This is a genomic window from Streptomyces sp. NPDC051578 (assembly GCF_044454045.1).
In the GTDB taxonomy this organism is placed as follows: domain Bacteria; phylum Actinomycetota; class Actinomycetes; order Streptomycetales; family Streptomycetaceae; genus Streptomyces.
In genome coordinates this window covers 122,684-140,740 of record NZ_JBITDH010000008.1, presented here as the reverse complement: position 1 = coordinate 140,740, position 18,057 = coordinate 122,684, and the positions used below count along the sequence as shown (strand labels likewise).

Genomic DNA, 18,057 nt, shown 5'->3' with positions numbered 1-18,057 from the left:
GTCGTGAGAGAGGTGGACACAGCCCTCAACTCTACGTGCCGTGGCACACTGCATCGATGCGACGCCTGTTCCCTGTGACCGATCAGACATCAGCAGACCAGAACGACCGTCCGTGGTCGCTGGACGAGCTGGCGGAGGCCTACGCGTACCCCCGGCTCGGCCCGGAGGAACACTGGCTGCGGGCCAACATGGTCTCGACCCTGGACGGCGCCGCCCAGCACGACGGCCGCTCGCAGCCGATCTCCGGCGAGACCGACATGCAGATCTTCGGCACCCTGCGCGCCCTGGCCGACGTGATCGTCGTCGGCGCGGAAACGGTTCGCCAGGAAGGCTACCGCCCGGCACGCGCCCGGGAGGCCTTCGCGGACCGCCGCAGCGCCTCGGGCCAGGGGCCCGCGGCCGCCATCGCGGTGATCACCGCCAGCATGGAGCTGGACTTCTCGCTGCCCCTGTTCACCTCCCCCCTGGTGCCGACGCTGGTCGTCACGGGCGCCGCCGCGCCCGCCGACCGGGTGGCCGAGGCGGCCGCGGCGGGGGCCGAGGTCGTGCTCGCGGGCGACGGGGCGGCCGTGGACCCCGTACGGGCGGTACGGGAGCTGGCCGCGCGCGGGCTGCGCCGCCAGCTCACCGAGGGCGGCCCCCGGCTGCTGGGGCAGCTCGTGGCCGCCGACGCGCTGGACGAGCTGTGCCTGACGATCTCCCCCATGCTCACGGCGGGAGACGCCCAGCGCATCTCCGCGGGCCCCTCGGTCACGGTTCCGCACCGGCTCGCGGCGGCCGGTGTGCTGGAGGAGGCCGGGTTCCTCTTCACCCGTTACCGTCGAATCTGAACGAGGGGCGGAATTCGTCGTTCCGCTTAGCTTCCGCTGGGCACATACCTGGGCAGAGATATCCGCGCAAAGCCCGCGCGAGAGCGGGGCAGGATGGTTTCCGCAGAGGTCGGCCCACCGGCCTCGGCCCATGAAGGAGAGGGCGTCCGTGTTCACGAGCGTATTGATGATCGAGCAGCCGCTGACCCCGGTGGACGTGGACTTCGTCACCACCCTGCACGGAGACGACGAGGTCTCCTTCATCGTCCTCATGCAACCGAGGGGGGACCAGGACAGGCTGCTGCGCGCCATCGACGACGTCGCGCTCGGCGAGCTCCCCGAGGCGCTGCGCGAGGGCGACGAGCCGGAGGGCGACGCGGCCCGCCGCCCCGCCGCACAGGCGCTCGAACACTCGCTGGAGGCCCTGCGCAGAAAGGGGGCCAAGGCGGTCGGGCAGCTCGTCGAGGACCACCCGCTCGACAAGCTCAGGTCCGTCGTGGACGAGACCGGGGCCGACGAGGTGATCGTCCTGACCGCCCCGCACTTCGTGGAGGAGTTCTTCCACCGCGACTGGGCCTCCCGCGCGCGCCACAAGGTCGGCGTTCCGGTGCTCAAGCTCTTCGCCCACAACGAATAGGCTGGGCCCCGGCCCACCCCTAGCAACCGATCACTGGAGCGACCTGAATGAAGCCCGGCCTGCCGACCGCCATGGAACGGCCCCACTTCATCGGCATCGGCGGAGCCGGCATGTCCGGCATCGCGAAGATCCTCGCCCAGCGCGGCGCGCGGGTGGCCGGCAGCGACGCCCGTGACTCCGAGACCGCCCAGGCGCTGCGCGCCCACGGCGCCACGGTGCACGTCGGGCACGCCGCCGGCCACCTCGCGGACGACTCCACCTGCGTGGTCGTCTCCAGTGCCATCCGCGCCGACAACCCCGAGCTGGCCCGCGCCGCCGAACTCGGCATCCCGGTCGTGCACCGCTCCGACGCCCTCGCCGCCCTGATGGACGGCCTGCGGCCGATCGCCGTCGCCGGCACGCACGGCAAGACCACCACCACCTCGATGCTGGCGGTGTCGCTCTCCTCCCTGGGCCTGGACCCCTCCTACGCCATCGGCGGCGACCTGGACGCCCCCGGCTCCAACGCCCACCACGGCGAGGGCGACATCTTCGTGGCCGAGGCGGACGAGAGCGACCGCAGCTTCCACACGTACGCCCCGCAGGTCGCGATCATCCTCAACGCGGAACTCGACCACCACGCGAACTACGCGTCGATGGAGGAGATCTACGAGTCCTTCGAGACCTTCGTCTCGAAGATCGTCCCCGGCGGCACCCTGGTCGTCGCCCACGGCCAGGCCGGTGCGGCCGAGATCGCCGCGCGGGTCGCCGGGCGGGAGGGGCTGCGCGTCGTCACGTACGGCGAGGAGGCCGAGGCCGACGTCCGGATCACGAAGATCACCCCGCGCGGCCTGACCAGCGAGGTCACGGTGGTTCTGGACGGGCGGATGCTCACCTTCACCGTCTCCGTGCCCGGCCGCCACTACGCGCACAACGCGGTCGCGGCGCTGGCCGCCGGTGTCGCGCTCGGCATCCCGGCGCACAACCTGGCCTCCGCCCTCGGCACGTACACCGGCGTCAAGCGCCGCCTCCAGCTCAAGGGCGAGGCCGCGGGCGTGCAGGTCATCGACTCCTACGCGCACCACCCCACGGAGATGACCGCCGACCTGGAGGCCATCCGCGGCGCCGCGGGGGACTCCCGCATCCTCGTGGTCTTCCAGCCCCACCTCTTCTCCCGCACTCAGGAGCTCGGCAAGGAGATGGGCCTGGCCCTGGCCCTGGCCGACGCCTCCGTGGTCCTGGACATCTACCCGGCCCGCGAGGACCCCCTGCCCGGGGTCACCAGCGAGATCATCATCGAGGCGGCCCGCACCGCGGGCGCCGACGTCGCCGCCGAGCACGACAAGGACGCCGTCGCCGAGGTCATCGCGGGAATGGCGAAGCCGGGCGATCTCGTTCTCACCATGGGTGCGGGCGACGTCACGGATCTGGGCCCCCTGATCCTGGAGAGCATCGGTCTCGCCCGGCCGTCGAACTGAGGGAGCGGGAACGTCATGGCGTACGAGGTCGAGAAGACGGACGAGCAGTGGCAGGCGGAGCTGACCCCGTCCGAGTACCAGGTGCTGCGCCTCGCGGGCACCGAACCGGCCTTCCGCGGTGAGTACACGGACACCAAGACGGAAGGCGTCTACTCCTGTCGGGCGTGCGGCTCGGAGCTGTTCCGTTCCGACACGAAGTTCGAGTCGCACTGCGGCTGGCCGTCCTTCTACGACCCGAAGGACAGCGACGCGGTCGAGCTGATCGCGGACACCTCGCACGGCATGGTCCGTACCGAGGTCCGCTGCGCGAAGTGCGGCTCCCACCTGGGACACGTCTTCGAGGGCGAGGGCTACCCGACCCCGACGGACCAGCGGTACTGCATCAACAGCATCAGCCTGCGTCTGACCCCGACGGAGGACTGACCCCGCCGGGCGCACCGTCCATCGCCACCGGCCGCCGGGCCTTCGCCCGGCGGCCGGTGGCGTTTGTGCGGGCGGCTTCGGCAAGTACTGCGCGTACGGCATCTGTTGGGCGCGGGCGGGGCGACGTACCGTTCCACCGGCGGGGCGCGGGGAGATCGGCCGGGCCCTTTCGTTCGCCAGTTGTACGGCACAAGGTCAGACAAGGATCTCCGTCCGGTCCCCCGGGGCCGCTGTCCTTGGGGCGCCCCTCGCCCCCCTCCACACCCCCAGAGGTCTCCACCGTGGCTGAACTCAACCGTCGCAGGTTCCTGCAGATCGCGGGCGGCACGGCCGCCGCCGCCATGCTGAACGAGAGCATCGCCCGGGCCGCCGCCATTCCGGCACAGGGCAGCACCGGAACCATCCAGGACATCGAGCACATCGTCGTCCTCATGCAGGAGAACCGTTCCTTCGACCAGTACTTCGGCACGATGAAGGGCGTCCGCGGCTTCGGCGACCCGAGGCCCGTCCTCCAGGACAACGGCAAGTCCGTCTTCTACCAGTCCAACGGCACCAAGGACGTGCTCCCCTTCAACCCGCAGGTCGCCGACCTGGGCATGCAGTTCGTCGAAGGCCTCAACCACGACTGGGCGGGCGGCCACCAGGCCTACAACAACGGCAAGTACGACAAGTGGGTCCCGGCCAAGACAGCGACGACCATGGCGTACATGACCCGGAAGGACATCCCCTTCCACTACGCCCTGGCCGACGCCTTCACCGTCTGCGACGCCTACCACTGCTCCTTCATCGGCGCCACCGACCCCAACCGCTACTACATGTGGTCGGGTCACACGGGCAACGACGGCGTCGGCGGCGGCCCGGTCCTCGGCAACCAGGAGGCGGGCTACGGCTGGAAGACGTACCCCGAGCGGCTGGAGGCGGCCGGCGTCTCCTGGAAGATCTACCAGGACATCGGCGACGGCCTGAACGCGGCCGGCTCCTGGGGCTGGATCAGTGACGCGTTCCGCGGCAACTACGGCGACAACTCCCTGCTGTACTTCAACAGCTACCGGAGCGCCCAGCCGGGCGACGCCCTCTACGAGAAGGCCCGTACGGGCACCGACGCCAAGGCCGGCGAGGGCTACTTCGACAAGCTCCGCGCGGACGTCGTGGCCGGGACCCTCCCCCAGGTCTCCTGGATCGCCGCACCCGAGGCGTTCAGCGAGCACCCGAACTGGCCCGTCAACTTCGGCGCCTGGTACATCTCGCAGGTCCTGGACGCGCTGACCGCGAACCCGGCGGTGTGGGCGAAGACGGCGTTCTTCATCACCTACGACGAGAACGACGGGTTCTTCGACCACGTCGTCCCGCCCTACCCGCCGGCCTCCTCGGCCTGGGGCCTGTCCACCGCGGACGTCTCCAAGGACCTGTACGCCGGGGGCGGCGGCTACGCGGCCGGCCCCTACGGCCTCGGCCCCCGCGTCCCGATGATCGTCGTGTCCCCCTGGAGCAAGGGCGGCTACGTCTGCTCCGAGACCTTCGACCACACCTCGGTGATCCGCTTCATGGAGAAGCGCTTCGGGGTGCAGGAGCCCAACATCTCGCCGTGGCGCCGCGCCGTGTGCGGTGACCTGACCTCCGCGTTCGACTTCACCAAGGCGGACGCCTCCCCGGCGCCGCTGCCCTCCACCGCCGGATACGTCCCGGCGGACCACAACGCGCACCCCTCCTACCACCCGGTCCCCCCGGCGACCGGCTCCCTGCCCAAGCAGGAGGGCGGCGCCAAGCCGACGCGCGCGCTGGGCTACGTCCCCTACGTGGACGGCAAGGCCACCGTCTCCACCGGCAAGTTCACGCTGACGTTCTCCTCGGGCCCCACCCTGGGCGCCCACTTCCACAGCACCTCGGGCAACCGCACCGACGGCCCGTGGCCCTACACCGTCGAGGCGGGCAAGACCCTCTCGGACACCTGGAGCACCAGCAGCTCCACCGGATACCAGATCAACCTCAGCGTCTGGGGCCCGAACGGGTTCCTGCGCACCTGGAAGGGCCCGGCGAAGAAGGCCGGTCCCGAGGTGACGGCCCGCCACGACGCGGCCACCGGCAACCTCAAGCTGACCCTGGCCAACTCCGGTACGACCGCCGTCAACCTCACGGTGACCAACACCTACGGCGGCGCGTCCCAGACCCTGCGGGTGGCGGCGGGCGGCACGGCCGCGTACACGGTGGACCTGGCAGCAACGGGCCGCTGGTACGACGTCAAGGTCGTCTCGGACGCCGACGCCACCTTCCTGCGCCGCTTCGCGGGCCACGTGGAGACGGGCGCCCCCGGCGTCTCGGACCCCGCGATCAGCACCGTCTGACGGCCCGGCCGGACCGCGCGCCGGCCGCCGCCCCAGGGCCCCGTGTCCTGCGGGCGGCGGCCGTGCGGCAGGTGCGCCCCCACGGTGTGACGGCAGGTGCGCTGGGCAGAACGTCGGCGTCGCGTTTCCACGTCGCCCACGTCACCGAGGGAGAACGCATGGCCATCGCCCACCGCAGGATCGGCACCGGTCCCGTCCGCGTCATCGTGCTGCACGACTGGTTCGGTACGTCCGCCAACTGGGGTTCCGTGCTCGACTACCTGGACCCGGAGGGGTTCTCGTACGCCTTCCTCGACTACCGCGGCTACGGCGAGCGGCGGGACGTCGCCGGCCGGTACAGCCTCCCGGAGATCGCCGACGACGTCCTCGCACTCGCCGACCAGCTCGGCTGGGACACCTTCTCGCTGCTGGGCCACTCCATGGGCGGCAAGGCCGCCCAACAGGTCCTGGTGCGGGCGCCCGAGCGGATCGAGAAGCTGATCGGGCTCGCCCCGGTGCCGGCCGCCCCGTACGAGATGGACGACGCCACCCGTGAACTCTTCTACGGCGCCGCCGAGAACGCCGGCAACCGGCGCGCCATCCTCGACCTGGTCACCGGCAACCGCGTGAGCCGCCGCTGGCTCGACCGGATGGTCGCCCATTCGTGTGAGGTCTCGCGGCCCGAGGCCTTCGCCGCCTACCTGGCGAGCTGGCAGCCCCTCGACCTGTCCTCGGCCGTCAAGGGCAGTTCCGTCCCGGTGCTGGTCCTCGTCGGCGCGTACGACCCGGCCCTCACCGCCGACGTGATGCGGGCCACCTGGCAGGCCTGGTACGCGGACTGCCGCGTCCGCACGGTTCCCGGCGCCGGCCACTACCCGCCCCACGAGACCCCGGTGGCCTTCGTCACCGAGGTGGAGGCCTTCCTGCGGGGCTGAGCAGGTCGCGGAGGCCGGAAAACACCTGTGGGGGTACGAGGAGAACCTCGTACCCCCACAGGGTCGACAGGGTGAGTGACGGGACTTGAACCCGCGGCCACCTGGACCACAACCAGGTGCTCTACCAACTGAGCTACACCCACCACGAAGGGCGGCGGACCACCCGTTCGACGTGCATGCACAGCATAGCTGATCAGACGGGTGGTCCTGCGACGCCTATCGGGCGGCGTGGGCCCCGGCGGCGTGGGCCCCGGCGGCGTGCGCCACGGCAGCCGCCGCGAGGGCCTTCACGATCGGGTGCGGCCTCGTGCCGTCGCCGGCGAGCTCCGGTTGGAACAGGCTGGCCAGGAAGAAGGGGTGCCCCGGCAGTTCCGCCATGCGGACCTGCCCGTCCTCGTCGTGCCCCGACAGCCGCAGCCCGCCGGCCTCCAGCGCGGGCAGGTGGCGCGGCGCCGGACCGTAGGCGCAGTGGTAGCGCTCAAGGCTGCGCTCCGCGCCGAGCACCGACTCGGCCAGTGACCCGGGCTCGGCCCGTACGAGACCCTCGTGACCGACGAGCGAACAGGCGAGCGGTGCGATCACCGGGTCCTCGGCGCCCGGATCGTTCTCCGCGTGAGCGGCACCGGTGATCCCGCAGACGTTGCGGGCGTACTCCAGCAGCGCATGCTGGAAGCCGCCGCAGGTACCGAGGAAGGGGATCCCCTCCTCGCGCGCCACCCGGACCGCCGCCAGCACCCCCGCCTCGCTGGCGTACGGGCTTCCGGGCAGCACCCACACCGCGTCGAACCGGGCCAGCGCCCCCGAGGCCGCCTCGGCCCCGGCGTCGGCGGTGGGGATCCAGTAGGCGTCCAGGACCAACCCGTCGCGGGAGGCCAGGGCGTCGAGGAGGAGCGGGATCCGGGTGTGGGACTTCACGTGCGGGGAGCGGTCGCCGACGAGGGCGATCCGGGCGGCGGTCCCGGCGGTCCCTGCGGGCCGGGCTGTGGTGGTCGCGGTGTTCATGAGCCCATCCTGCGCGCGGCCGCCCGTTCAGCGCCAACTATTGTTCCTGCATGATCGATAAGCGATCCTGATGGCATGGACCCGCACCTGCTCCGCACGTTCGTCGCCGTCGCGCGGCTCGCCTCCTTCTCCGCCGCCGCACGGGAGCTGGGCTACACCCAGTCCGCCGTCTCCCAGCACATCGCCGCCCTGGAGTCGGACCTGCGGACCGAGCTGCTCACCCGGCGGCCCGTGGCGCCGACGCCCGCCGGGGAGCGGCTGCTCGAACACGCCGGGCCGCTCCTGCTGCGCCTGGACGCCGCCCGCGCCGATGTGCTGCGGCTGGCCGCCGCGCCGCCCGGGAGGGTCACCGTCGCCGCGTCCCCGCTCGCCGTCGGGCCGCGTCTGCTGTCCGCCCTCCCCGCCACCGGGGTGACCCTGCGGGTACTGCCCCCGGCCCAGGTGCCGGCCGTCGTCGCCGCCGGGGAGTGCGACCTCGGGCTCGTCGACGGCCTGGCCGCGCCCAGCGATCCGCTGCGGCTGCCCGACGTGGCCCCGCTGCGGGTGACCGGCATCGGGGAGGAGGAGCTCGCCGTCCTGTTCCCGGCCGGGCATCCGCTCGCCGGGCGGGCCGCCGTCCGGCTGGACGACCTGGGCGACGCGCGCTGGCTCGACGCCCCCGGGGTGGGGCTCGCCCCCGCCGTCCGCACCGCGCCGGCCCTGCGCTACGACGGCACCGACCTGCACGCCCTGTGCGCCCTCGCGGCCGCCGGCCACGGCCTGGCCCTGCTGCCGCTGCCGGTCGCGCGGGCCGCCCGCGCGGGGGTCGCCGTACCGCTGGAGTCGCCGCGCCTGGTGCACCGTACGGAACTCCTCGCGCCGGGCACACCCACCGGAGCCGCGCTCGCCGTCGCGGCGCGGCTCACGGGCGGCCCGTCGTAGCGGCTCAGGGCCCCAGGACCACCGCCGACTCGCCCGGTACGTGGATCCGGCCGTCCCCGCCGGGTCCTTCGACCGGCTCCCAGGCGGCCAGCACCCTTACCCCGTTGCGGCCCAGCGCGATCGTCACCGGCTCGGGGGAGAGGTTCACCGCCACCCGGACGTCCCCGCGGCGGAAGGTCAGCCAGCGCCGCTCCTCGTCGTGGGCGACGCGGACCGCGGCGAGATCCGGGTCGCGCAGGTCCGGATGGCTGCGGCGCAGCGCCACGAGGGTGCGGTACCACTCCAGCAGCCGGGCGTGCCCGGCCTGCTCCGGCTCGCTCCAGTCCAGGCAGGACCGCTCCCGGGTGGCCGGATCCTGCGGGTCCGGGATCGCCTCCTCCTTCCAGCCGTGCGCGGCGAACTCCCGGCGCCTGCCGGTCCGGACGGCCTCCGCGAGCTCCGGATCGGGGTGGTCGGTGAAGTACTGCCAGGGCGTGTGCGCGCCCCACTCCTCGCCCATGAACAGCATCGGCACGAACGGCCCGGTCACCGCGAGCGTCGCCGCGCAGGCGAGCAGCCCAGGCGACAGCGAGGCGGAGAGCCGGTCGCCCAGTGCCCGGTTGCCGACCTGGTCGTGGGTCTGCGTGTAGCCGACGAAGCGGTGCGCGGGCGTCCGGCGGCGGTCGACGGGGCGGCCGTGGGTGCGGCCCCGGAACGACGACCAGGTGCCGTCGTGGAAGAAGGCCCGGGTCAGGGTCTTGGCGAGGGCCGCGAACGGGGCCACGGCGAAGTCGGCGTAGTACCCCTGCGACTCGCCGGTCAGCGCACAGTGCAGGGCGTGGTGGAAGTCGTCGTTCCACTGGGCGTGCAGGCCGAGGCCGCCGGCCCCGCGAGGGGTGGTGGTGCGCGGGTCGCACTGGTCGGACTCGGCGATCAGGAACAGCGGCCGGGCGGTCTCCGCCGCGAGCTCGTCCACGGCCGCCGCCAGCTCCTCCAGGAAGGTCAGCGCCCGCCCGTCGGCCAGGGCGTGTACGGCGTCCAGCCGCAGCCCGTCGATCCGGTAGTCCCGGAGCCAGGCCAGGGCGCTGCCGATGAAGTACGCGCGGACCTCGTCGGAACCGGGCGCGTCCAGGTTGACCGCCGCGCCCCAGGGCGTGTGGTGGGTGTCGGTGAAGTACGGCCCGAAGGCGGGGAGGTGGTTCCCGGACGGGCCCAGGTGGTTGTGGACCACGTCCAGCACCACGCCCAGCCCCGCCGCGTGCGCCGCGTCCACGAACCGCGCCAGCCCCGCCGGACCCCCGTAGGGTTCGTGCACCGCCCAGGGCGCGACGCCGTCGTAGCCCCAGCCGTGCCGGCCGGGGAACGGGCAGACCGGCATCAGTTCGACGTGCGTGACACCGAGCGAGGTGAGGTGCGCGAGGCGGGCGGCGGCCGCGTCGAAGGTTCCCTCGAAGGTGAAGGTGCCGACGTGCAGCTCGTAGAGGACGGCGTCCTGGAGCGGGATCCGGGGTGGGGGCGCCTGCGGGTGCAGCGGCGTGAAGTCGACCACCGCCGACAGACCCTCAGGCCCGTCCGGGAGGCGGCGGCCGCGCGGGTCGGGCAGCGGCCGCGGATCGTCGTCCAGCAGGAACCCGTACCGGTCACCGTCGGCGGCCGGGGCCTCGGCGACCCACCAGCCGTCGCGGTCCGGCGCGGGATCGCGGGTCATCTCGTAGGCGGTGTCGTTCAGTCGCACGGCGACCCGACCTGTCTGCGGTGCCCACACCTCGAACTGCACGGACGGTCCCCTCGTCTCCGGCGGTACCTGGCCCTGTCGCCCTCACTCGGGCCCATCATCCCGGCAGGGGCGGGGGAGTTCTGGACACTTTGCCCACGACGGGCCGACAATCACCCTGTGACGTCCAGTTTCGAGTTCCCCGCCTATCCCGCGCCGCGGGTCTCCGACGCCCAGCGCGACCGAGTGCTGGGGGAGCTCCGGGAAGGGGCTGCCCTGGGCCGGCTGTCCCACGACACGTTCCTGCGGCGCATGGAACTCGCGCTGGTCGCCCGCCGCTCCGAGGAACTCGCCGCCCTGACCGCCGACCTCCGGGCCCGGGAACAGGGTGAAAGCCCCTGGACACAGCGGCTGTTCGGCTGGGTGGGCCGCGTATCGGCCGTCAGCGCCGGCGTCCGCCGCGCCTGGCGCGTGGAGAAGCTGCCCGCGCTGCTGATGCCGCACCCGAGCGCGGCGCCCCTGCGGATCGGTCGCGACCCGGGCAACGGCCTGCGGCTCAGCCACGAGACGGTCTCCCGGGCGCACGCCGAACTCACCCTGCGCGAGGGCGTGTGGGTGCTCACCGACCTCGGTTCGACCAACGGCACCACCGTCAACGGCCGGCGCGTGACCGGCTCCGCGGTGGTCGGCGAGGGCGACCAGATCGGCTTCGGCCGCATGACCTTCCGCCTCTCGGCGGGCTGAGGCCGCCTGCGCCCGCCGCCCGGCCGGGGCGCAGGATGGGGGCATGAGCGGATACGGGAGTGGGGTGCGGGCGGCGCGGGTCGAGGATCTGCCGCGCATCGTCGAACTGGTCCACGAGCACGTCGCGTACGAGAAGTCGCATCCGCGGGCCCCGGGGCTGGAGGCGCGGCTCGGGGCAGCCCTGTTCGCGGACGGGGCCCGGGTGTGGGTGCTGCTCGCCGAGACCCCGCAGGGCGAGGTCGTCGGGTACGCGGCCTGCTCGGAGGAGTTCTCGTTCTGGGACGGGCGCCACTACCTGCACATGGACTGCCTCTACCTCGCCGAGGCAGCGCGCGGCCACGGGCTCGGCGGCGCGCTGATGGACGCCGTGACGGGCCTCGCGCGGGAGCGGGGCCTCGGACACGTCGAGTGGCAGACGCCCGACTGGAACGAGGGCGCGATCCGCTTCTACGACCGGCTCGGAGCCACCGGCAGGCCCAAGCGGCGCTACTCCCTCCTGGTGCGGCCGCCCGCTACCGGATGAGCGCCGTCAGCCGTTCGCACGCCGCGAGCACCGTCCGCGACTGGTGCTCGACCTGGGCGGCCACCGGCACCCAGCGGGCCTGGAACCGCGCCGCGAACTCCTCGCACCAGCCGGTGACGAGCCGGTCCAGGCCGGCCGCGGCCGGATCCCCCTGGGCCCGCAGCACCCGCAGCAGCATCGCGGCGGCGCGCAGCGACAGCCGCCGCCCGAAGGCGTCGATGCTGCCGATATGGGCCGCTGTGGCCTCGGCCGGGGCGCCCGGGCCGGTCCACTCCGCGGCGATCCGCGGGATCAGCACCAGGGTCCAGTCGACCGCGCGCAGCAGCGGGGCGAGGCCGCCCGGCAGCGCGGCGTCGGGTATCCGCCCCCGTACGGCGGCCACCCGCGCGGCCTCGGCGGTGAGCCGGCCGGCGAGCATCCGCAGCGCGCCGCGCGGGTCGGGGTGCGGGGCCGGGTCGTCCACCGTGTCCGAGGCCCACATGGGGACTTCGACGATGGCGGTGGTGCCGGCGTAGCGGTGGGCGTGGTACCAGGTGCTGAGCCGGGTGTCCTCGGGGTGGAAGGCCCCGTCGGGCCCGGTCCCCGGCTCCGGCATGACGAAGATCCCGGGTCCGGGGGAGGGCCAGCCGGTGGCGTCCGAGGCCCCCGTCTCCACCGGGATGCGCAGCTCGGCGGCGGACTTGGCGAACGGCTCCGCGAGGCCGGGTATGTCCTGGGTGAGCTGCACCCAGGAGCCGCCGAGGTCGGTGCCGTGCAGGGAGACCTGGAGGACGGGCCGCAGTTCGTCGATCAGCGCGGTCAGGGCCGTCGTCTCGGGCGGCAGCCGGTCCGGGGGCAGTAATGACGGCGCCCATTCGGGCTGTTCCGGCCCGGGGGGCCGGAAGAAGGCCCGGTGGTAGTCCAGGAGCGAGTACGGGCGAGGCGTGCGGTGCAGGGCCGCGCCGTCCGGGTCGGCGCAGAGCAGGAAGTGCCAGCCGCAGCCGTTCGCGGCGGCCGGCTCGGCGATGATGCGGCGGGCCAGGGCGATGGCGGTGGCCCCGCCGACGGGCTCGTTGGCGTGCGCCCCGGCGACGACGAGCACGTTCCGGCCCGGGGGCGCGGCGTCGAGGGACAGCACCCAGAGCGGTTCCCCGCCCCGGGAGCGGCCGACCCGCCGCACCAGGGCCCGGGCGGGGTGTTCGTCCGCCAGGGCGCGGGCGGAGAAGGCGAGTTGGTGCGGGGTGGGGTAGCGCATGTCTCGAAGGAGGGTCACACCTCATGCCATGCCCGCCGCGCACGCCCCGTACTGCTCCGCGCGCCCCGCACTTGTGTCCGATGTTCGGGAGAAAGCCCTGGCCAACGCCTTGCCGGCGGTGATCCGGAGGGCATGGCGCCGGCCCCCCGGGGTCTCAGGAGCCGTCGTCGAACTCCCCCGACTCCACTTCGAGCGCGAGCTGCTGGAGGACCTGGATCGAGGACAGGTCGGTCCGGCCGCTGTCGTGGACCATGGCGAGGCTGGTGAAGGCCAGGCTGAAACCGGCGACCATCGTGTGCAGGGCCGGACCGAGCGCCTCGGCGACCAGCCGGGCGACCTGCTGCGGGGAGGACTCGGCCGGGACGCTGATCGAGGGCAGCATCTCGTTCAGCAGCTGGGTGACGACCCCCGCCTCCGCCGCGGGGACGTCGTCGTCCTCCCCCGCCTCGGCCGCCCTGCGGATCTCCTGGGCCTCGGTGAGGATGCCGATGACTCGCTTCAGAACCTCTGCGCGTTCCATGCCCGGAGGGTAACCCCGGCGGCGGGCGGGAGGCGGCCCCGGCCGCGTTCCCGGGCGGGCGACGGCGGCCGGAACCCGCATCCCCCCTTCGGTACGGGGCTACTGCGCCCGGACCAGGGCCACCGCCGGGCTGTCGGCCAGCAGGTGCGACAGCAGCGCCTCCCCCTCGTACGCGCCCTCGTGCAGCAGGGGCGTCCAGCGGCCCGGCGGGAGCGGGAGCGCCGTGTCACGCCAGCCGCCGTCGCCGGCGAGCCGGTGCGAGAGCCGGGTGGCCACCGCGATCAGGCCCGGAGAGCGGCCGAACGCCACGCAGTGGTCGGCGGCCGGACCCCGGGCCGCCAGCGGCCGGTACCCGGTGAACAGCTCCGGCCGGGCGCGCCGCAGCCGCAGCAGGGCCGCCGACAGGGCCAGTTTCTCCCCCGCCAGGCCGTGCGGGACACCGCCCCCGTCGAGCCGGGCCAGCTCCTCGCGGGGGAAGACGACCGGCCGGCGGTTGTCCGGGTCGACCAGCGCCCGGTACTCGCTCTCCGCCCCCTGGTACACCTCCGGCACCCCCGGCATGGCCAGGTGCAGCAACGTCATGCCGAGTACGTTGGCCCGCGCCGCCTCCGCGGGCTCCGGCGGGAGGTCCACCTCCGGCGGAGCGGTGACCGCGCCCTCGTACTCCTCGTCCGGATCGGTCCAGGACGTGCGCAGCGCCGCCTCTCGGGCCCCCTTGACCAGCGCCGCCGCGAGCCGGGACTCCCGGTCCGGGATCTGTCCCAGGCCCAGCGCGCTCTGCCGGGCCACCCACGCCAGCTGGGCGTCCGGTACGGCGCCGGCCCCCGCCATCAGCTCCGGGGCCTGGGAGAGCACCGCGATGCGGGCCCGGACGTCGGCGCTGCGCTTCGTGTCGTGGGTGGACAGCACCGTCCCCGTGGCGGGCCACTCCCGCTCCAGCTCGGCGCAGTACGCGTGGAACTCCGCGACCGGCACCGCCGGGTCACCCGGATCCCCTCCCACCTCCGTCGCCGACAGCAGCGGCGCCCAGCGGTAGAAGGCCCGGTCTTCGAGGGACTTGGCCCGCAGGGCCGCCGAGGTCTGGGCGAAGCGCGCCGCGAACGCGGGATCCTGCCGCAGGAGGTCCCGTACGCCGTCCACCGCTCCGGCGCCGACCAGCGCGGCCGCCCGCTCCAGGGCCTCGGGCGGCAGTCCCGGACCACCCGGGTACGGCCGGTAGACCGGGTTGGCCACCAGCAACTCCAGTACGGCGTCCCGGAGCTCCTTGCCGGCCATGTTCTCCAGTGCCGACAGCTCCGCCGCCAGGTCGCCGGTCAGCACCTCCCGCGCGCACGTCTCTGCCGTCTCCGCCCAGGACCCGGCGCCGGTGGACTTGCGGTAGTCCCGGGCGAGTTCGGCCGCCCCGGCGGGATCGGTGAACACCCCGTCCACCCGCAGGAGCGCGTCGTACCCGGTGGTGCCGGCCACGGGCCAGGTCGCGGGGAGCCGTTCCGAGCGCGCGAGGATCTTCTCCACCACCACCCAGCAGCCCTCGCCCGCCTCCGCGCGCAGCCGCCGCAGGTACCCCTCGGGGTCCGCGAGCCCGTCCACGTGGTCGATCCGCAGCCCCTGGAGCACCCCGTCGCGGACCAGCTCCAGGATCTTGGCGTGCGTCGCGGTGAAGACCTCCGGGTCCTCCACCCGGACCCCGATGAGGTCCGAGATCGTGAAGAAGCGGCGGTAGTTGAGGGAGGTGCGGGCCTCGCGCCAGAACGCCGGCCGATACCACTGGGCCGCCGCCAGCTCCGGCAGCGGCAGCCCGGCGGTCCCCGCCCGCAGCGGGAACTCGTGGTCCCCGTAGCGCAGCACCTCGCCGTCGACGCTGAGCGACTCCACCTCCAGCGGACCCGAGAGGACCGGCAGCAGCACCTGACCTCCGCCCGCCTCCCAGTCGATGTCGAACCAGCGCGCGTAGGGGGAGTCCGGCCCCTCCCGCAGGACCTCCCACAGCGGCCGGTTGAGGCGCAGCGGCGAGGGGACCGCCATGTGGTTGGGGACGATGTCGAGCACGAGGCCGAGGCCGTGCTCGCGCGCGGTGCGGGCGAGCGTGCGCAGGCCCGTCTCGCCGCCCAGCTCCTCCCGTACCCGGGAGTGGTCGGTGACGTCGTACCCGTGGGTCGAACCGGGCACCGCCTCCAGGGAGGGCGAGAGGTGCAGGTGGGACACGCCGAGCGAGGCGAGGTACGGCACGGCGGCCCGGGCGGCGGCGAAGGGGAACTCGGGACAGAGCTGGATGCGGTAGGTGGAGGCCGGCGTGACGGCTGTCCGGGCGTCGGGTGCCGGGCGGGAGCTTTCGTATGACTGGCTCATAAGACGTACGTACCCCCGCAGCCGGATTCCGTGCCCTCGCCCGGCGCATCCGGGTGACGCCCGCCCGGACAGCGCCCATCCCGGGCAGGCCCTGTCCCGGACAGGACAGGGCCTACGCCGGGCGCTGGAGGACCACCAGGGAGCGTCCCGTCAGCGGCACCCGGTCGCCGGCCGCGTACTGCGGTCCGGTGCCGGGCGGCAGGACGTCCGGCTTCGCCGTGTCCACCACCAGCAGCCACCGGGCGCCGTGTCCGGCCGGGATCGTGAACTCCTGCCCCTCGGCGCCGGCGTTGAACATCAGCAGGAACGAGTCGTCGGTGATCCGCTCCCCCCGCGCCCCGGGCTCGGAGATGGCCTCGCCGTTGAGGAACACCGTGAGCGAACGCGCGTGCTGCGCCTGCCAGTCGCGGGCCCGCATCTCCTCGCCGTGCGGGGTGAACCAGGCGATGTCGGAGAGCTCGTCGTGCGTTCCCTCCACCGGGCGTCCGTGGAAGAAGCGGCGCCGCCGGAACACCGGGTGGTCACGGCGCAGCCACACCATCTGGCGGGTGAACTCCAGCAGCGCGGGCGCCGGTTTGCCCGGCTCGGGCCAGGGGACCCACGACAGGTCGTTGTCCTGGCAGTAGGCGTTGTTGTTGCCGCCCTGGGAGCGGGCGAACTCGTCCCCGTGACTGAGCATCGGGACGCCCTGGGACAGCATGAGGGTCGCCATGAAGTTGCGCATCTGGCGCTCGCGCAGCTCCACGACCTCCGGGTCCTCGGTCGGCCCCTCGACCCCGCAGTTCCAGGACCGGTTGTGGGTCTCGCCGTCCCGGTTGCCCTCCCGGTTGGCCTCGTTGTGCTTCTCGTTGTAGGAGACGAGGTCGTGCAGGGTGAAGCCGTCGTGGCAGGTGGTGAAGTTGATCGAGGCCAGCGGCCGGCGCCCGTCGTCCTGGTAGAGGTCCGAGGACCCGGTCAGCCGCCCGGCGAACTCCGCGAGCGTGCGCGGCTGTCCGCGCCATAGGTCCCGTACGGTGTCGCGGTACTTTCCGTTCCACTCCGTCCACAGCGGCGGGAAGTTCCCCACCTGGTAGCCGCCCTCGCCCAGGTCCCAGGGCTCCGCGATCAGCTTGACCTGGCTCACCACCGGGTCCTGCTGGACCAGGTCGAAGAACGAGGACAGCCGGTCCACCTCGTGGAACTGCCGCGCCAGCGTGGCCGCGAGGTCGAACCGGAAGCCGTCGACGTGCATCTCGGTGACCCAGTAGCGCAGCGAGTCCATGATCAGCTGGAGGACGTGCGGGGACCGCATCAGCAGCGAGTTCCCGGTGCCCGTGGTGTCCATGTAGTGGCGCGGATCGTCCGCCAGCCGGTAGTACGAGGCGTTGTCCAGCCCACGGAACGACAGCGTCGGCCCCAGGTGGTTGCCCTCGGCCGTGTGGTTGTAGACCACGTCGAGGATCACCTCGATCCCGGCCTCGTGCAGGGCGCGGACCGCCGACTTGAACTCCAGTACCTGCTCGCCCCGGTCACCGGAGGCGTAGCCGTTGTGCGGCGCGAAGAAGCCGATGGTGTTGTAGCCCCAGTAGTTGCTCAGACCGTCGTCCACGAGGCGGTGGTCGTTGACGTACTGGTGCACCGGCATCAGCTCCAGCGCCGTCACCCCCAGCTTGGTGAGGTGGCCGATGACCGCCGGGTGGGCGAGCGCCCCGTACGTTCCGCGCAGCTCCTCCGGGAGCTCCGGGTGACGCATGGTCAGGCCCTTCACGTGGGCCTCGTAGAGCACGGTGTGGTGGTACTCGTGTCGCGGCGGCCGGTCGTTGGCCCAGTCGAAGTAGGGGTTCACCACGACCGAGGTCATCGTGTGCGGGGCGGAGTCGAGGTCGTTGCGGGAATCCGGGCGCCCGAAGTGGTAGCCGTACACCTCCTCGCCCCAGGCCACGCTGCCGCTGATGGCCCGCGCGTACGGGTCCAGCAGCAGCTTCGCCGCGTTGCAGCGCATTCCGTGTTCGGGCTCGTACGGCCCGTGGACGCGGAAGCCGTAGCGCTGGCCGGGCATGATGCCGGGCAGGTAGGCGTGCCGGACGAAGGCGTCCGTCTCACGGAGCTCGACGGCGGTCTCCGAGCCGTCGTCGTGCAGCAGGCACAGCTCGATCCGACGAGCGGCCTCCGAGTAGACAGCGAAGTTGGTTCCGGCGCCGTCGTACGTGGCACCCAGCGGATACGCCTGTCCCGGCCAGACCTGCATAGATAACGACTCTTCCCTCGGTGTCGGCTGACGTCCCGGCTGATCGGGCATGGACAACGTCACTGCCAGATCTTCCCCGAAAGGAGGCCGCCACGCGTGGACTTGGGGTGGTTCTACCGGGTGACCCGGAGAGCTGATATCAGGGTCAGCGGACTGTCCGGGCATCGGATAATGGGTCAACGGGCAGTCGGTGTACGGGCCATCGGGCTGCGTCGGGCCGCGCGCGCGGAGTACCCTTCCGTGATCACTGGAGACGGGCGTC

Annotated in this window: 15 protein-coding genes and 1 tRNA gene; 9 read left to right on the top strand and 7 right to left on the bottom strand. The window is 73.1% G+C overall.

Annotated features, from left to right (window positions below; genetic code table 11):
- Window positions 1-56 precede the first annotated feature (56 nt).
- From ACIA6C_RS27120 to ACIA6C_RS27095, 6 genes are all read left to right on the top strand, one after another.
- Window positions 57-830 (top strand): pyrimidine reductase family protein, encoded by a 774-nt coding sequence (locus ACIA6C_RS27120; protein WP_361131807.1) that lies wholly within the window; start codon window positions 57-59, stop codon window positions 828-830.
- Between the two features lie 148 nt (window positions 831-978).
- A complete protein-coding gene (locus tag ACIA6C_RS27115; protein ID WP_366082493.1) occupies window positions 979-1,446 on the top strand; it encodes an indole-3-glycerol phosphate synthase in 468 nt (155 codons plus the stop codon).
- 47 nt (window positions 1,447-1,493) lie between these two features.
- On the top strand, window positions 1,494-2,903 hold the full coding sequence (gene murC / locus ACIA6C_RS27110) for a UDP-N-acetylmuramate--L-alanine ligase (protein WP_399279669.1): 1,410 nt from the start codon (window positions 1,494-1,496) through the stop codon (window positions 2,901-2,903).
- Window positions 2,904-2,918: 15 nt separating this feature from the next.
- The gene (gene msrB / locus ACIA6C_RS27105) at window positions 2,919-3,326 is read left to right on the top strand and encodes a peptide-methionine (R)-S-oxide reductase MsrB (RefSeq protein ID WP_329199275.1); all 408 of its coding nucleotides are present in this window, start codon (window positions 2,919-2,921) and stop codon (window positions 3,324-3,326) included.
- Between the two features lie 281 nt (window positions 3,327-3,607).
- Window positions 3,608-5,668, top strand: coding sequence for a phosphocholine-specific phospholipase C (locus ACIA6C_RS27100; protein ID WP_399279667.1), 2,061 nt, complete (start codon window positions 3,608-3,610; stop codon window positions 5,666-5,668).
- A gap of 158 nt (window positions 5,669-5,826) precedes the next feature.
- Entirely contained in the window at window positions 5,827-6,582 is a 756-nt protein-coding gene (locus ACIA6C_RS27095; protein WP_399279665.1) for an alpha/beta fold hydrolase, read from the top strand.
- 70 nt (window positions 6,583-6,652) lie between these two features.
- Here the strand turns inward: ACIA6C_RS27095 and ACIA6C_RS27090 are convergent.
- Together ACIA6C_RS27090 and ACIA6C_RS27085 are read right to left on the bottom strand one after the other, a co-directional pair.
- Window positions 6,653-6,725, bottom strand: a tRNA-His gene (locus ACIA6C_RS27090).
- A 73-nt stretch (window positions 6,726-6,798) separates the two neighbouring features.
- Window positions 6,799-7,584: a hypothetical protein gene (locus tag ACIA6C_RS27085; protein ID WP_399279663.1), complete on the bottom strand. Its 786-nt coding sequence runs from the start codon at window positions 7,582-7,584 to the stop codon at window positions 6,799-6,801.
- Window positions 7,585-7,659: 75 nt separating this feature from the next.
- Here ACIA6C_RS27085 and ACIA6C_RS27080 point away from each other — a divergent pair, with 75 nt between their 5' ends.
- Window positions 7,660-8,505 carry a LysR family transcriptional regulator gene (locus ACIA6C_RS27080; protein ID WP_399279661.1) on the top strand — a complete coding sequence of 282 codons (846 nt, stop codon included), beginning with the start codon at window positions 7,660-7,662 and terminating at the stop codon, window positions 8,503-8,505.
- A 4-nt stretch (window positions 8,506-8,509) separates the two neighbouring features.
- Here ACIA6C_RS27080 and treZ read toward each other — a convergent pair whose 3' ends face one another.
- Window positions 8,510-10,261, bottom strand: a complete 1,752-nt coding sequence (treZ, locus tag ACIA6C_RS27075) for a malto-oligosyltrehalose trehalohydrolase (protein ID WP_399279659.1) — start codon at window positions 10,259-10,261, stop codon at window positions 8,510-8,512.
- A 117-nt stretch (window positions 10,262-10,378) separates the two neighbouring features.
- On the opposite strand from treZ, the gene ACIA6C_RS27070 reads away from it, so the two are divergent.
- Both ACIA6C_RS27070 and ACIA6C_RS27065 read left to right on the top strand, forming a co-directional pair.
- The gene (locus ACIA6C_RS27070; RefSeq protein ID WP_399279657.1) at window positions 10,379-10,942 is read left to right on the top strand and encodes a DUF1707 and FHA domain-containing protein; all 564 of its coding nucleotides are present in this window, start codon (window positions 10,379-10,381) and stop codon (window positions 10,940-10,942) included.
- 43 nt (window positions 10,943-10,985) lie between these two features.
- The gene (locus ACIA6C_RS27065) at window positions 10,986-11,465 is read left to right on the top strand and encodes a GNAT family N-acetyltransferase (protein ID WP_399279655.1); all 480 of its coding nucleotides are present in this window, start codon (window positions 10,986-10,988) and stop codon (window positions 11,463-11,465) included.
- Here ACIA6C_RS27065 and ACIA6C_RS27060 read toward each other — a convergent pair.
- From ACIA6C_RS27060 to glgX, 4 genes are all read right to left on the bottom strand, one after another.
- Window positions 11,455-12,717: a M14 family zinc carboxypeptidase gene (locus ACIA6C_RS27060; RefSeq protein ID WP_399279653.1), complete on the bottom strand. Its 1,263-nt coding sequence runs from the start codon at window positions 12,715-12,717 to the stop codon at window positions 11,455-11,457. The genes ACIA6C_RS27065 and ACIA6C_RS27060 overlap by 11 nt on opposite strands.
- Window positions 12,718-12,853: 136 nt before the next feature.
- Window positions 12,854-13,219, bottom strand: a complete 366-nt coding sequence (locus tag ACIA6C_RS27055; RefSeq protein WP_361131842.1) for a hypothetical protein — start codon at window positions 13,217-13,219, stop codon at window positions 12,854-12,856.
- Window positions 13,220-13,318: 99 nt separating this feature from the next.
- Window positions 13,319-15,568 (bottom strand): malto-oligosyltrehalose synthase, encoded by a 2,250-nt coding sequence (treY, locus tag ACIA6C_RS27050; protein WP_399279651.1) that lies wholly within the window; start codon window positions 15,566-15,568, stop codon window positions 13,319-13,321.
- A 112-nt stretch (window positions 15,569-15,680) separates the two neighbouring features.
- Entirely contained in the window at window positions 15,681-17,795 is a 2,115-nt protein-coding gene (gene glgX / locus ACIA6C_RS27045; protein WP_366081797.1) for a glycogen debranching protein GlgX, read from the bottom strand.
- Between the last annotated feature and the right edge of the window lie 262 nt (window positions 17,796-18,057).